Below are 14,471 nucleotides of genomic sequence, written 5' to 3'. Positions count from 1 at the left end.
AGAGCCCATGACGCGTAAACTTAAGGGGCGAAACTGAACCCTAAGGGAGTGAAATATCCTATGACCCATGCACCTACTGTCGTGCTTGCCGGTGGCGGAACTGCCGGGCATATTAACCCTATGCTTGCTATCGCTCGGGCTATCCAAGACCGTGAGCCGGAGGCAAGGATTCTTACGGTAGGTACCGAAAACAGCATGGAGGCTACCCTGGTTCCCGAAGCTGGATTTGAGATTAGCTTTATCCCTAAGGTTCCTTTCCCCCGCCGTCCCAGCCTCGAAGCTCTGAAATTCCCCCTGCGCTTTCGCGGTTCCCTAAAGCAGGCGGAGAGCATCCTGCGCGATACCAAAGCGGACGTCCTGGTCGGTGTCGGTGGATATGTCTGCACACCCATGTACCTTGCTGCCCACAAGCTAAATATTCCTGTGGTTATTCATGAGGCAAATGCTAAGCCCGGGTTGGCCAACAAAGCCGGTGCTAGGAAAGCTGCCCTGGTGGCCACTGCATTCCCCGATACCCCCATTGCCGGGGCGCGAACTGTGGGTATGCCGATGCGCCAGAACATTGCCTCTCTTAACCGGCCAGAGGCTCAAAAAGGCTCACGTGAACGTCTGGGGCTTGACCCCGATAGACCAACTCTGGTTGTCACGGGTGGATCGCTCGGCGCTTTGAACCTCAACCGTGCTATCTCTGAGATTATCGATGAGGTTCAGCCTGCCGGTTACCAGCTGCTCCATATCACCGGGCGCGATAAGGCGCTTAAAGATGCTGCCGGTGAGCTTAGGCAGGCACCCGGGTACCGCCAGGTGGAGTTCGTGACATCTATGGAAGACGTTTATGCTGCAGCGGATTTGATGATTGTGCGATCCGGCGCGGCAACCGTCAGCGAGATTGCAGCTGTCGGTTTGCCCGCAATTTTTGTGCCTCTGCCTATCGGTAATGGCGAGCAGGCCCTAAATGCGCAGTCTTTGGTATCTGCGGGTGCCAGCATACTGGTCAAGGACTCAGATTTCACTGCTAGCTGGTTCCGGGCTAATGTCCCGGCGCTTCTTGCAGATAAGGCTAAACTTAGCGACATGGCAGAAAAGTCCTACCGGCACGGCATCCGTGATGCCTCGCAGGTGATGGCAGAAGAAGTATTGAAGGCGGCTCGCGCATGACTGACTCATTGCTGGATCTTTCGATTGATCTTCCGGCACCTCTTAACCCTCCTTTCCCGGAACGGCCTGTGCTCTCTGAGCTAGGGGCAGTACATTTTGTGGGTATCGGTGGTGCTGGCATGTCTGCTGTTGCCCGTTTGATGCTGAGCGCCGGTATGGCCGTGAGCGGTTCAGACCAGGCAGAAAGCCCGGCTCTTGCCTCCTTGAGGGAACTGGGGGCCAAAGTTTCGGTCCCGCAGTCTGCTGAGAACATCGCTGGCGCTGATACCGTGGTCATCTCAACCGCTATCCAGGAAACTAACCCGGAACTGGCGGAGGCCCGCGCTCGGGGCCTGCGTATCCTTCATCGTTCAGAGGCACTTGCGGCCACCATGCGTGATTCACAGGTTATCGCTGTGGCGGGCACCCACGGCAAGACTACGACCAGCTCTATGATGTCTGTGATGTTCGACGGTCTGGGGCTGGCACCCTCGTTTGCTGTTGGGTCAACTATTGCCGGGTTTAACACCAACGCCCACCTGGGGGCGGCAGGGCCGGACTCCTGGTTTGTGGCAGAGGCCGATGAATCTGACGGTTCTTTCGTGCGCTACCGCCCTGAGATTGCGGTGATTACTAACGCAGAACCCGACCACCTCGACTTTTACGGCACAGATGAACGGGTATTTGAGGCTTTCCATCGCTTTATTTCCTCTATGGCTCCCGGTGGAGTCTTTGTGACCTGCGCCGATGACCGTGGTTCTGCCTTGCTTGCCTCGCGCGCACTTGCAGCTGGAGTGCATGTTGTGACTTACGGGGAGAGTGAAGACGCCATGGTGCGGATTACAGGTATCACCTCTGAAGGCACCGAATGCTCATCAAACCTTGTGTGGGATTTTACAGTAGCCCATAAAGCTCACAGCGGGCATATTACTCTGACCCTTCCCGTCCCGGGGATTCATAACCAGCTTAACGCTACAGCTGCATTTGTGTGCGCTCTGATAGCAGGTGCGAGCCCTGAAGCCGCGGTTGGTGCGCTCAGCCAATTTTCGGGCACTGACCGTCGCTTTACGCTACGCGGTGAGGCGGCCGGTGTGAAGGTCTTTGACGATTATGCCCACCATCCCACCGAAGTGCATAGGGCCCTAGAAACCGGGCGGACAGTAGCTGAGGGGCATAACCTCTATGTTATTTTCCAGCCCCACCTCTTCTCGCGGACCAAAGAATTTGCTCGTGAATTTGCGGAATCTTTAGCTCAAGCTGATCGGTCATACGTTGTAGATATCTACCCGGCGCGCGAACAGCCCATTGAGGGTGTTACCAGCCATTTGATCACCGATGCGGGGTTCTCTGAGGTCCATTATGCTGCTAACGTCGATGAGGCACTAGATGCCCTTGTCGCCGCGGCCTTACCGGGCGACATCATTATGACGGTGGGCGCAGGGGATGTAACGAACCTTAGTCAGGTTCTCGTGCACAAGCTCTCTGATCGTGAAAGTGTGCGGGGCTAGTGGAGGAGCGCAATCAGGGCCCACAAGCTGATGAAGCTACTTCTTCGGCAACAGGTAAGGCAGGTAAACCGCGTATTAGGCTGAACTCTTCCAAGGTTGCACAGCTCGAAGAGTCGAATGACAATTTGGTTGATCTCTCAGAGAACAGCAAATTTGCTCAATGGCGTCAAAACCATAGCAAGATTTCTCCTGATCCTGTCATCGCAGAGGATGGGGGCAACCAACCTGCCCCTATTGCCCTCAACTCACGGCGAAAGAATCGCTGGAATTGGAAGAACTGGCTGTATGCAAGTTTGGCCTTGCTGGCTCTTGCAGCTCTATTTATTGGCCTTGTCTTCTTTTCACCTTTGTTGGCAACCCGCACTATCAAGGTGGAGGGAGCCTCTCTGCTTGATGAAGCAACTATCCAAGAGCAACTCAAGCAACTTGAGGGTGTGCCGATGACCCAAATTACAGAGTCTGAGGTAGCTTCGCTTATTGGTAATGAGAATGTACTTTACGGCCTTACCTTGCAAGCTAAACCGCCTCATGAGCTAGTTGTCCAGCTTCGTGAACGAGTTCCGGTTGCAGTTGTTGATAATGAGGGGATTTTTGTTCTCGTCGATAACGAGGGTGTACAGCTTGGTACAGCTCCTTCTGTTGAAGCTGCTGGGGTTCCTCTGGTCAGTGGCGGGCTCGAGATTCTGGGGAGCGGGGCCTTCCATACCGTAACAACAGTGCTGGCCGCTCTGCCGACCTCTATCCTGTCGCAGGTATCGGAAGCTAAGGCCGATTCCGCTTCGACTATCACCCTGGAGATGGTAGACGGAACGAAGGTCGTATGGGGCACTCCAGACGAAAGTGAACTTAAAGCTAAGGTTTTAGTTCAGCTGATGACATCTGTGGGTGCAGAAACTGCGGTCCAAACCTATGACGTCTCAAGTCCCCTTGTCCCCACCGTCAAATAGTTTCAACTTTTACCTAAGGTTGTTCTTTACCTAGAGATTTTCTGAGAAAAATAAGGCCTGAGGTAAAACTGGGGCGACATTGTTGGGTGAAGTTGATAATCTTTCATTGATTGAATCAATAGTTTTGTGCCAAATTCAACCTTAAATCTAAGGTTGATTTGCTCTGAAAACAGTAAACATAGTAGGGAATCCATGGATACAACAACTCCCCAGAACTACCTGGCAGTTATTAAGGTCGTCGGTATTGGTGGCGGCGGTGTCAACGCCGTCAACCGCATGATTGAGGTTGGTCTGCGAGGCGTTGAGTTTATCGCCATCAACACCGACGCTCAGGCGCTCCTGATGTCAGATGCCGATGTCAAGCTTGATGTAGGCCGTGAGCTGACTCGCGGTCTTGGTGCAGGCGCTAACCCCGATGTTGGTCGTCAGGCAGCTGAGGATCACGAACAGGAAATCGAAGAGGTCCTCAAGGGTGCCGACATGGTTTTCGTCACCGCTGGTGAAGGCGGTGGCACCGGTACTGGTGGCGCTCCCGTTGTAGCCCGTATCGCTCGCTCTCTTGGTGCCCTGACCATTGGCGTTGTCACCCGCCCCTTTACTTTTGAAGGTCGTCGTCGCTCCAATCAGGCAGAAACCGGTATCGCAGCACTGCGCGATGAGGTTGATACTCTCATTGTCATTCCTAACGACCGCCTGCTGTCTATCTCAGACCGCAACGTTTCTATGCTCGACGCTTTCAAGTCGGCTGACCAGGTTCTGCTCTCGGGTGTACAGGGTATCACTGACCTCATCACCACCCCCGGTCTGATTAACCTTGACTTTGCAGACGTTAAGTCCGTTATGCAAGGTGCCGGTTCGGCACTTATGGGTATCGGCTCGGCATCGGGTGAAGACCGTGCTGTTAAGGCAGCTGAGCTGGCTATCGCCTCCCCGCTACTGGAGGCTTCTATCGACGGTGCGCATGGCGTTCTACTGTCGATTCAGGGTGGTTCTGACCTGGGCCTCTTTGAAATCAACGAAGCCGCACGCCTGGTTCAGGAGGTTGCCCACCCCGATGCAAACATCATTTTCGGTGCCGTTATCGATGATGCCTTGGGCGATGAAGCTCGCGTGACCGTTATTGCTGCAGGTTTTGATTCGGTAAACCCCGAGACCAATTCCAACAACAACAGCGCAGCTAACACCCAGGCCGCTCGCACCCAGCAGAGCTTCGGCAACGCTTCAGCTGCTCCAGTGGCTCCCGGCAATGGCTTTGGTGCTGCACCTGCTCCTAACGCATGGAACGGCAGCGGTGCGGATATCCCCACCAACGCAGGTTTTGACGTTGATCTTCCCCCCGTTGTTGAAGATACTCAGGCAACTCGTCGTGACACCCTCGATGTGCCCGACTTCCTCAAGTAAGCCCCGGTAGCCGGTAGCTTAGTGCAGGACTAAGAGATGTGAGGGTGAAAGCTGGAAACAGCTTTCACCCTCCTTTGCATTTAAAAGATGGTCAGTGAACAAAGGACAGTCATGCCTCCAACCTCTGCGCGGTTATTTTCTAAACACCTTGCACACACCTCAGATGGATCGAGGGTCCACATCGGCTTTACAGCGATAGGGGCTGGTAACTTAGGCCTACATGTGGGGGAGAACCTTGAAGAAGTTCTGGAGAATAGGCGGGAGTTGGAAAGTGAACTACTCGGCGGGGCGAGGGAGCAGGGCTTTATCTACCTCAACCAGGTGCACGGTACAGATATCTTCGATGCTGATTCGAGGCCAAGGATCGTATCTAAGGGTTCTGAGCCTGACCAGCTCCTGGAGCTGGCTCCGGTGGCGGATGCTGCAAGCTCTAGCCAGGGGGTTCCCTTGGCTATCATGGTTGCTGACTGTATTCCCATAGTTTTTGTCGGTGAAGATAGTCGCAACGGTAGCCCCATCATTGGTGTAGCCCATGCTGGGCGAAGGGGGCTGCTGGACGGGGTAATTCAGCGTGAGGTTGATGACCTCAAAGCTCGAGGTGCCGTGGGTTTAAGGGCCTGGCTGGGCCCCTCAATCTGCGGAAAATGTTACGAAGTGCCCCAGCAGATGCGTGATGAGTCAGCTAACTTATTGCCCGAGGTGGAGTCTCTGACCAGCTGGGGGACACCTGCTTTGGACTTGCCTGCTGGAGCAGGCGCTATCCTTGTCAAGCTCTTAGGGGAGGGGGCTGTTTCTAGCCAGCTCGGGGCCTGTACCTTTGAAAACCATGACGTTTTCTCGCACCGAGGGCACACCCTCAACGGTGAGCCTGCCGGGCGCATTGCTGGGCTAGTCTGGATTGAGAAGAATTAGAGTTCAAGGAATCGGGAGTATCGAGATGGGATTGGTGTACGGCGCGGAGCGAGCATCTGATCTTGCCGGGAGGTTAGCTAGCGTCCGGGTAACTATTGAGCAGGCCGCCGCACAGGCCGGTGGGGCCAGGGTGAGCTCTGACCCACTTCCTGAGCTGGTAGTGGTCACAAAGTTCTTCCCGGCCTCAGATGTGGCGGCACTCTATGATGCGGGAGTGCGGCGCGTGGGGGAGAACCGGGACCAGGAGGCCGCCGCTAAGGCACAGGAACTGGCTGCCTATACTGGCTCCGCGGATCCGTTGAACTGGTCTTTTATCGGGCAGCTCCAAACCAACAAAGCCAAGTCAGCGGTACAGTATGCTACGGAGGTTCAATCAGTAGACCGAGCACAGCTTGTGACAGCCTTGTCCAAGGCATACGGTAATCGCTTAGCACGGTATGAAGCGGGGGAATGTCAAGCGCCCGCAGGCATGAAGCATGGTGGCCTGCGCTGTCTGATCCAGGTAAGTCTTGAAGAGTCGGGTCTTGTCACTGCTGGGCAGGCTGCCCAGGGGTATCGGGGCGGTGCGGCTCCTGACCATATTGAGTCGCTGGCTGAGCTTATCAGCAACTCGCCGGGGCTGACTCTGGGCGGCTTGATGGCGGTGGCCCCTCTTGGGCAGGACCCCTATGCAGCCTTTGAACGGCTCTACGGCTATGCCCAAAAACTACAGGAGCGACACCCCGAAGCAACTGAGATTTCAGCAGGTATGAGTCAAGATTTGGAGGCGGCTATATACTGGGGGGCAACTACAGTTCGTGTGGGATCGAAAATTATGGGGTCCCGGCCAAGTGCCTAATTTCACCGCGAATAGGAAGGCAATGCTGTGGCTGGCCTGCACGAAATAAGGCGGAGTTTTTGGTACTGTAAAAGGTTGTTGGAACATAGGCAAAAATACCGCAGAGAGCGGTATATGTAGCCGTTCAGAGGGAGGGCATAGATGGCTCGCACACTACATCAGGCCATGGCCTATTTAGGCTTGGGTCAAGTTGAGCACGATGACGACAGGGCCGATCAAGCCCACCGTCACCCCGAAACGGTCTATGAAGAAACCGTTTTTGAGGCTGATGACCGATACGAACAGTATGCCTACGAGTCGGATCGCCCCGCTGAGACTGTCTATGCAGAAACAGCTGAACGTGACGTTCTGCGGGGAATCTCCCCGGAGAATTCGCGGCACCAAAGTGACCGGGCAGGCTATGTTGACTCAAAAAATCCCGAAGATCTTTCCAGCGAAGAGGGGAACTCCTGGGAGCCTCTTCCTATTCAATCCTCCCACTCCGGCCAAACAGCAGTAGCCCTACCCAACCAAGAAAGCAGTGAAGAATTGAGCCGCATTACCACGATTCACCCTCGGTCCTACAACGATGCAAAGATTATTGGGGAGTCTTTCCGCGAAAACATTCCGGTCATCATGAACGTGACCGATATGGGGGATAACGACGCTAAGCGTCTAATCGACTTTTCAGCAGGTCTTGCTTTTGCACTCAACGGCCACATCGAGCGTGTGACTGACAAAGTTTTTCTGCTGACCCCAGCCAACCTTGAGGTTCTGGGCGCTGAAGGTGTTGAGGTACCTGTTGCGCTAGACAGCGACGAAGCCACTCCCTTTAACCAGATTTAGTCAAGAGACCTTACATGGGTTACATTTTTGCTGTCCTAGCAGTCCTGGTCTACTTTCTGATCGTGCTCTTTATGGTGCGGTTAGTCTTTGACTGGGTGCAGATGTTTGCGAGATACTGGCGACCGCGCGGCTTAGCTTTGATTTTGGCATCATTGGTCTACTCAGTAACAGATCCACCCATGAACCTGGCCCGGCGCTACATCAAGCCCCTGAACCTTGGATCATTTTCCCTGGATCTTGGCTTTATGATTCTGTTGATGGCCCTGTTTATTGGTTACCAGCTTCTGATCTCTTTGACAGCAAGCTTTTCTTAAAACCACTAGTCAGACAGCTAGTTGCGTGAAGCTCAATATAAGACCAGAGCAAAGACCTAGAAATGTCCAGCACAACGGCTACTTTGTAGGCCAGATAAAGGTAATACCCGCTACAAATGTTGCGACTTTTACATTTGCCAGGTAGTTTTATCTTGTAGTAAATAGGGGTCTACCCGAGCTTTCAGCGCTCTGAAAGTTCGAGCTTCGTTAAGTTAGCGCCAAGCAACTTTAAAAAGTTTCACAGCGCTCAAGATGAGCTAGCCTGCTAGCTATCACCTAAAAGCTTGATATCAGCATACGAACCTGCGCACCGGGGACACTACGGGCGAAGCAAAAGATTAGAAAATAGAGGTGAACGACCGTGGCACTTACGCCTGAGGAAGTTATTAATAAGCGCTTTCAACCGACAAAGTTTAAGGAAGGCTACAACCCAGAAGAGGTTGACGATTTCCTAGACGAGATCGTTATCGAACTCCGTCGACTGAACGCCGAAAACGCCAGCCTGAAGCGTCAGCTTGAAGAAGCTGAGGCTAAGGTTTCGCTTGCTCCTACCCAGCAGGTAAGTGCACCTCTTGCAGCTGAACCCGAGCCCGTTGTTGAGACTAAAGCAACTCCTGCTCCCGCTGCTGCCCTTGCTGAACCCGCTGCTGCCAGCCCCGCAGATCACTCTGCATCGCCCAGCAGTGCTACCGGCCTGCTGGCTATGGCTCAGAAGGTACACGACGACTACGTATTTGAGGGCAAGCGTGAACGTGACCGCCTCATCAACGAGGGGCGCGAAGAGGCAACCCAGCTCGTTACTGCAGCTCAGGACAAATCAAACCTTGTACTTGGCAACCTTGAGAAGGCCAAGGGGGAACTTGAGGTATCCGTTGCCAAGCTGCGTTCCTTTGAGAACCAGTACCGCACAACACTGCGTGACTACCTGAGCAAGCAACTTGCCAACCTGGAAGAAACTCCCGCACTTGAACCTAAGTCCGAGGCATCCGTTGCAGCCCAGCCCACCCCTTCGCAAGGTGGCGGGAACAATAACCTCGGCCAGCGCGGAGTCTTTAGCAATAACCAGCAGTAGAAAGGCCTAGCCTTTCACAAACAGGCGGCTACCTCACTTTAGTGAGGTGCCGCCTGTCATGTTTAAAACAATTCGTGCTGTCCTTGGTTATGGTGGGAACACGATAAGCTAAGAAGGCAGTTTTATCCAAGGTGGCAGAGAGGCAGTAGTGGCGCAATCACTCAACGAAAATACAAGACTGGTTCCCGTGCGAACAGTCTCTGGTGTAGCTAAAGCTGTTCTTGTCTGGTTTCTGTTTGCTGTGGTGTACGGCGCTGACCAGTGGGTTAAACATATCGTCGAAAGCACCATGCTGCCCGGTGAAAGCATCACTGTGATTGATGGCTTGCTCTGGTGGCGCTTCTACCTAAATTCTGGTGCTGCTTTCTCTATGGGGGAGAACTCCACCTGGATTTTTACGGTGATATCAACGGTGGGAGCTATCGTCACTTCCGTCCTGATTATGAGGTCCCGTGCTCTTGTCTGGACAATCCTGCTGGCTATCTTAGCGGGGGGCATAGTGGGTAACCTCCACGACCGTCTCTTCCGGGAACCGGGTTTCGGTAGGGGGCATGTTGTCGACTATATTTCAGTGCCCAATTTCGCTATTTTCAATATCGCGGATGCAGCCATCTGCATGTCCATGGCCTGCATCGTTCTTCTAACCTTCTTGGGGTACCGGCTCGATGGACAGCGTGAAATCAGTGCAACCACCGTACAGGGGAAGAAAGAAGAAGCCTAGAATGAGTGAGCTTGTAAACATCGAATGTATTGTCAGTGCTGAACAGGCTGGCCTGCGCCTGGACTCTTTGCTAGCCACACTCAGCGGTTATTCCCGGGCCACAGTGAGTAACTGGCTCAAAAATGGCCAAGTAACTCTCACCGACAGTAAAGGCCGCAGCATCAAAACTAAAGCATCTTCCAAGGTCGCCGCAGGCGCAACAATCACTGTTGCCGGTACGCCCCCTCGTGACCTAACTGAAATTGAACCGGAGCATGTGGAAGGGCTGAGCCTGATTTACCAGGATGATGACATCGTGGTGGTTGATAAACCTACCGGTGTTGCTGCCCACCCCTCCATGGGCTGGCACGGCCCCACCGTCCTTGGTGCACTTAAGCACGCAGGTGTTGAGATTGCCACCAGCGGTGCGGCTGAGCGCCAGGGGATTGTGCACCGCCTGGACGTGGGCACCTCCGGCCTTATGGTGGTCACCAAGAATGAGCGTGCCTACTCTGAACTTAAGAAGGCTTTCAAGGAACGGACCGTTACCAAGGTCTATCACACCTTGGTTCAGGGCCTCCCCGATCCGCTCAAAGGCACAATAGATGCGCCTATTGGCCGTCACCCCGGAAGCGAATGGAAATTTGCCGTCAACGAAGATGGAAAACCTGCGGTGACTCACTACGAGGTAGTGGAGGCCTTTGGGCCGGCGTCCTTAGCTGAGGTACACCTGGAGACAGGCCGCACCCACCAGATCCGTGTGCACTTTTCGGCACTGCGCCACCCATGCGCCGGTGACCTCACCTACGGAGCTGACCCCGCTTTGAGCGCCCACCTGGGGCTTACCCGCCAGTGGCTTCACGCTCACCGCCTGGGGTTTACCCACCCCACGAGCGGGGAAAAGGTGGAGTTTGAGAGCCCCTACCCGCAAGACCTCGCTTACGCATTGGATGCCCTGCGTCAGGGCAACTTTGGCTCTGACCGCCCCTAACACCGATCCCTCCCCCTCCCTGAGACTCTATCTCGTAAGGAAAAAGCGCTTTGGCTAGCACAGACTTCACCCACCTCCACGTGCATACCGAGTATTCCATGCTCGATGGTGCGGCCCGACTCACCGATCTGTTCGAGCATTCCAAACAACTGGGTATGGGTTCCCTAGCAACAACTGACCACGGTTTCCTCTTCGGTGCTTTCGACTTTTGGAACAAGGCCAACCAGGCCGGGATTAAACCCATCATCGGTGTTGAGGCCTATCTGACTCCCGGCACCGCCCGCCAGGACCGGACCCGCGTCAAATGGGGCGACGAGAACTCCGGTCGTGACGATGTCTCCGGTGGCGGTGCGTATACGCACATGACCATGTGGGCAGAGACCACCGAGGGCATGCACAACATGTTCCGCGCTTCTTCGCTGGCATCGCTTGAAGGGCAGCTCTACAAGCCCCGTATGGACCGGGAGCTACTCCAGACCTACGGTAAGGGCCTGATTGCAACCACCGGCTGCCCCTCCGGCGAGATTCAGACCCGTCTGCGCCTTGGCCAGTACAAGGAAGCGATCCAGGCAGCCAGCGACTTTAGGGATATCTTCGGTAAGGAGAACTTCTACTGCGAGATTATGGACCACGGTCTCGACATTGAGAAGAACGTGATGTCCGATCTCATTAAGCTGGCCAAAGAACTCAAGCTGCCTTTGGTTGCCACCAACGACCTGCACTACACCCACGCAGAGGACGCTAAAGCCCATGCCGCTCTGCTCTGTGTGCAGTCCGGCTCGACCCTGCAGGACCCCAAACGATTTAAATTCGACGCCGATAACTTTTACCTTAAATCCCCGGCTGAGATGCGTGAACTTTTCCGTGACTTCCCCGAAGCCTGCGATAACACCATGGAAATCGCAGAACGCTGCCACGTTGAGTTCAACACCAAGGCTAACTACATGCCCAACTTCCCCGTTCCCGAGGGGGAAAACGAGGAGTCCTGGTTCGTCAAAGAGGTAGAGCGAGGCCTGCACTACCGCTTCCCCAAGGGTATCCCCGATGAGGTGCGCAAGCAGGCCGAGTACGAGGTCGGGATTATTACCCAGATGGGCTTCCCCGGCTACTTCCTGGTGGTTGCTGACTTTATTAACTGGGCTAAGTCTCAAGGTATCCGCGTGGGGCCGGGGCGTGGTTCCGGTGCTGGTTCCATGGTGGCTTACGCTATGCGTATTACCGACCTGAATCCGCTGGAACACGATCTGATTTTTGAACGCTTCCTCAACCCCGACCGCGTCTCCATGCCCGACTTCGACGTGGACTTCGATGATCGCCGCCGTTCTGAAGTGATTCACTATGTGACCGAGAAGTACGGCGAAGATAAGGTGGCTATGATTGTCACCTACGGTACTATCAAGGCCAAGCAGGCCCTCAAAGACTCATCCCGTGTGTTGGGCTACCCCTTCTCCACCGGCGAGCGCCTCACCAAGGCCATGCCCGATGATGTGATGGGTAAGAATATTGCGCTTGCCAACGTCTATAACCCCGACGATAAGCGCTATAACGATGCCCAGGAACTGCGTGACCTGATTGAGAACGACCCTGATGCCTCCAAGGTCTTTGAGACCGCTAAGGGTCTTGAGGGGCTTAAACGCCAGTGGGGTGTGCACGCGGCGGGCGTTATTATGTCCAGCCACAACCTGATAGACGTTATCCCGATTATGCGCCGCGAACAGGACGGCCAGGTAATTACCCAGTTTGATTACCCCACCTGCGAGGGCCTGGGGCTCATCAAGATGGACTTCTTGGGTCTGCGTAACCTAACTATCATTTCTGATGCTATCGAGAACATTAAACTCAACCGTGACCTTGATCTTGACCTGGAAACCCTTGAACTTGACGATGTGGAGTCCTACAAGCTGCTGGCTCGTGGCGATACTCTGGGCGTGTTCCAGTTAGATGGTGGCCCTATGCGCCAGCTTCTCAAGCTCATGCAGCCCGATCACTTTGAGCATATTTCGGCGGTTTTGGCGCTGTACCGCCCGGGCCCTATGGGTGCCAACTCGCACACTAACTATGCTCTGCGTAAGAACGGTGTGCAGGAAGTCACCCCTATTCACCCAGAGCTGGAAGAGCCTCTGGCAGAAATTCTTGACACCACCTACGGTCTGATTGTCTACCAGGAACAGGTCATGGCCATTGCCCAGAAGGTGGCTAACTACTCGCTGGGTGAGGCGGATATTCTGCGCCGTGCTATGGGTAAGAAGAAGAAGGAAGAACTGGATAAGCAGTACGCTACCTTCCATCAGGGCATGCTCGATAACGGGTACTCTGAGGGAGCGGTCAAGGCCCTGTGGGACATTCTGCTTCCCTTCTCTGACTATGCCTTTAATAAGGCGCATACTGCGGCTTACGGTTTGGTGTCCTACTGGACTGCCTATTTGAAGGCCCATTATCCGCAGGAATACATGGCGGCTCTGCTGACCAGCGTTGGCGACGATAAGGACAAGCTGGCGGTCTATCTCAATGAGTGCCGGCACATGAAGATTACGGTCCTGCCGCCGGATGTTAATGAGTCTGCCCTGAACTTCACACCTGTGGGTGATGATATTCGTTTTGGTATGGGCGCAATTCGTAACGTAGGCGCGAACGTAGTTTCGGCCATGGTCCAAGCGCGTGAGGAAAAGGGCCGCTACGAGAACTTTAATGACTTCCTGTCCAAGGTTCCCATGGTGGTTTGCAATAAGCGCACCGTGGACTCCCTGATTAAAGCCGGTGCCTTTGACTCGCTAGGGCATGATCGCCGGCCGCTGTCCATGATTCACGAAGAGGCCATTGACGCTACCGTCTCGGTCAAGCGTCAGGAGGCCGCAGGTCAGTTTGACCTCTTCGGTGGCCTTGGCCTGGACGACGATGACCCGGCCAGCGAGCTGACCGTCCAGATTCCTGATGTTCCCGAGTGGGAGAAACGCGATAAGCTCAACTTTGAGCGCGAAATGCTGGGCCTATACGTTTCTGATCACCCCCTGCGCGGGCTGGAGGATGCACTGGATGCGCTTTCAGATTCAACCGTTCAGGGCTTGCTATCTGAGGATTCTGTAAAACCGGATGGGGCTATCGTGACCATTGCGGGTATGGTTACCAGCGTTTCCCGGCGTATTGCCAAGAACTCCGGTAACCCCTACGCCCGTCTGGAACTTGAAGACCGTACCGGTTCGATTGAGGTCATGTTCTTTGGCCGTGCCTACGAACCGATTGCCGGTATTTTGGCGGAGGATCTTATCTGCACCATTAAGGGCCGTCTGCAACGCCGTGATGATGGGACAGTTACCTTGAGCGCGCAGGAGCTCCACATCCCTGAGATTTCAGCTGACGGTGCTAGCGGACCGGTTACCATTGTGATTCCTGAGTACAAGGCCACCGAGCAAACCCTGGGGCAGTTGCGCGATATCCTGCGCAACCATAGGGGTGAATCTGAGGTGCGCATTGCGATTAATACCCGCACCAAACGGGTCTTGATGCGGCTGGGTGCCGATGTGCGCGTGAACCCCAACCCAGCGCTCTTCGGGGACCTCAAGGTACTGCTAGGCCCAACTTGCTTGGATGCCTAGGTAAGCCATAACTGCTGTGGTAGCCTTTAGGTAATAGCCCCCCTCCCAAGCCTCTCTTGGATGCTCAAATGGGAGGGGCCTTTTAACAATCTGGAGCAAAAACCCTTTAGCCTAGCCTATCTGTCCAAGAACAGCTTGAACTACTCAAAAGTCGTGGCCTGATGATCGAGGATGAGACCACTTGCAGGCAACTGTTGGCAACCGATAGCTACTATCGGTTTTCAGGCTATGCA

Annotated in this window: 12 protein-coding genes; all 12 read left to right on the top strand. The window is 54.5% G+C overall.

What is annotated here, in order from left to right:
- The first annotated feature begins 60 nt into the window (after window positions 1-60).
- The gene (gene murG / locus ACN085_RS03750) at window positions 61-1,158 is read left to right on the top strand and encodes an undecaprenyldiphospho-muramoylpentapeptide beta-N-acetylglucosaminyltransferase (RefSeq protein ID WP_419100057.1); all 1,098 of its coding nucleotides are present in this window, start codon (window positions 61-63) and stop codon (window positions 1,156-1,158) included.
- Window positions 1,155-2,645, top strand: coding sequence for a UDP-N-acetylmuramate--L-alanine ligase (murC, locus tag ACN085_RS03745; protein WP_419110648.1), 1,491 nt, complete (start codon window positions 1,155-1,157; stop codon window positions 2,643-2,645). Before murG ends, murC begins: the two co-directional genes overlap by 4 nt.
- Window positions 2,645-3,592 carry a cell division protein FtsQ/DivIB gene (locus ACN085_RS03740; RefSeq protein WP_419104248.1) on the top strand — a complete coding sequence of 316 codons (948 nt, stop codon included), beginning with the start codon at window positions 2,645-2,647 and terminating at the stop codon, window positions 3,590-3,592. The genes murC and ACN085_RS03740 overlap by 1 nt, the downstream gene beginning before the upstream one ends.
- 192 nt (window positions 3,593-3,784) lie before the next feature.
- On the top strand, window positions 3,785-4,993 hold the full coding sequence (gene ftsZ, locus ACN085_RS03735; protein ID WP_419100060.1) for a cell division protein FtsZ: 1,209 nt from the start codon (window positions 3,785-3,787) through the stop codon (window positions 4,991-4,993).
- A gap of 111 nt (window positions 4,994-5,104) precedes the next feature.
- Complete coding sequence (locus tag ACN085_RS03730) at window positions 5,105-5,905, top strand: polyphenol oxidase family protein (RefSeq protein ID WP_419110647.1); 801 nt, start codon at window positions 5,105-5,107, stop codon at window positions 5,903-5,905.
- Window positions 5,906-5,930: 25 nt separating this feature from the next.
- Window positions 5,931-6,743 (top strand): YggS family pyridoxal phosphate enzyme, encoded by an 813-nt coding sequence (locus ACN085_RS03725; RefSeq protein ID WP_419110646.1) that lies wholly within the window; start codon window positions 5,931-5,933, stop codon window positions 6,741-6,743.
- Window positions 6,744-6,884: 141 nt separating this feature from the next.
- Window positions 6,885-7,568: a cell division protein SepF gene (locus tag ACN085_RS03720; RefSeq protein ID WP_419110645.1), complete on the top strand. Its 684-nt coding sequence runs from the start codon at window positions 6,885-6,887 to the stop codon at window positions 7,566-7,568.
- A gap of 14 nt (window positions 7,569-7,582) precedes the next feature.
- On the top strand, window positions 7,583-7,882 hold the full coding sequence (locus tag ACN085_RS03715; RefSeq protein ID WP_419110644.1) for a YggT family protein: 300 nt from the start codon (window positions 7,583-7,585) through the stop codon (window positions 7,880-7,882).
- Between the two features lie 361 nt (window positions 7,883-8,243).
- Entirely contained in the window at window positions 8,244-8,954 is a 711-nt protein-coding gene (locus ACN085_RS03710) for a DivIVA domain-containing protein (protein ID WP_419100065.1), read from the top strand.
- A 148-nt stretch (window positions 8,955-9,102) separates the two neighbouring features.
- Window positions 9,103-9,675 carry a signal peptidase II gene (gene lspA, locus ACN085_RS03705; protein ID WP_419110643.1) on the top strand — a complete coding sequence of 191 codons (573 nt, stop codon included), beginning with the start codon at window positions 9,103-9,105 and terminating at the stop codon, window positions 9,673-9,675.
- Between the two features lies 1 nt (window position 9,676).
- Window positions 9,677-10,645 (top strand): RluA family pseudouridine synthase, encoded by a 969-nt coding sequence (locus tag ACN085_RS03700; protein WP_419110642.1) that lies wholly within the window; start codon window positions 9,677-9,679, stop codon window positions 10,643-10,645.
- Window positions 10,646-10,695: 50 nt separating this feature from the next.
- Complete coding sequence (gene dnaE, locus ACN085_RS03695) at window positions 10,696-14,238, top strand: DNA polymerase III subunit alpha (protein WP_419110641.1); 3,543 nt, start codon at window positions 10,696-10,698, stop codon at window positions 14,236-14,238.
- Window positions 14,239-14,471: the final 233 nt, after the last annotated feature.

Source organism: Rothia sp. P4278, from assembly GCF_048512945.1.
GTDB lineage: Bacteria > Actinomycetota > Actinomycetes > Actinomycetales > Micrococcaceae > Rothia.
This window is presented reverse-complemented; position numbering and strand designations above follow the sequence as displayed.

Excerpts from the sequence above, each read along its gene's own strand:
- murG (WP_419100057.1), top strand. The coding sequence starts at position 61 with ATGACCCATGCACCTACTGTCGTGCTTGCCGGTGGCGGAACTGCCGGG.
- ACN085_RS03700 (WP_419110642.1), top strand. The coding sequence starts at position 9,677 with ATGAGTGAGCTTGTAAACATCGAATGTATTGTCAGTGCTGAACAGGCT.
- murC (WP_419110648.1), top strand. The coding sequence starts at position 1,155 with ATGACTGACTCATTGCTGGATCTTTCGATTGATCTTCCGGCACCTCTT.
- ACN085_RS03730 (WP_419110647.1), top strand. The coding sequence starts at position 5,105 with ATGCCTCCAACCTCTGCGCGGTTATTTTCTAAACACCTTGCACACACC.
- ACN085_RS03715 (WP_419110644.1), top strand. The coding sequence starts at position 7,583 with ATGGGTTACATTTTTGCTGTCCTAGCAGTCCTGGTCTACTTTCTGATC.
- ACN085_RS03725 (WP_419110646.1), top strand. The coding sequence starts at position 5,931 with ATGGGATTGGTGTACGGCGCGGAGCGAGCATCTGATCTTGCCGGGAGG.
- ACN085_RS03720 (WP_419110645.1), top strand. The coding sequence starts at position 6,885 with ATGGCTCGCACACTACATCAGGCCATGGCCTATTTAGGCTTGGGTCAA.
- ftsZ (WP_419100060.1), top strand. The coding sequence starts at position 3,785 with ATGGATACAACAACTCCCCAGAACTACCTGGCAGTTATTAAGGTCGTC.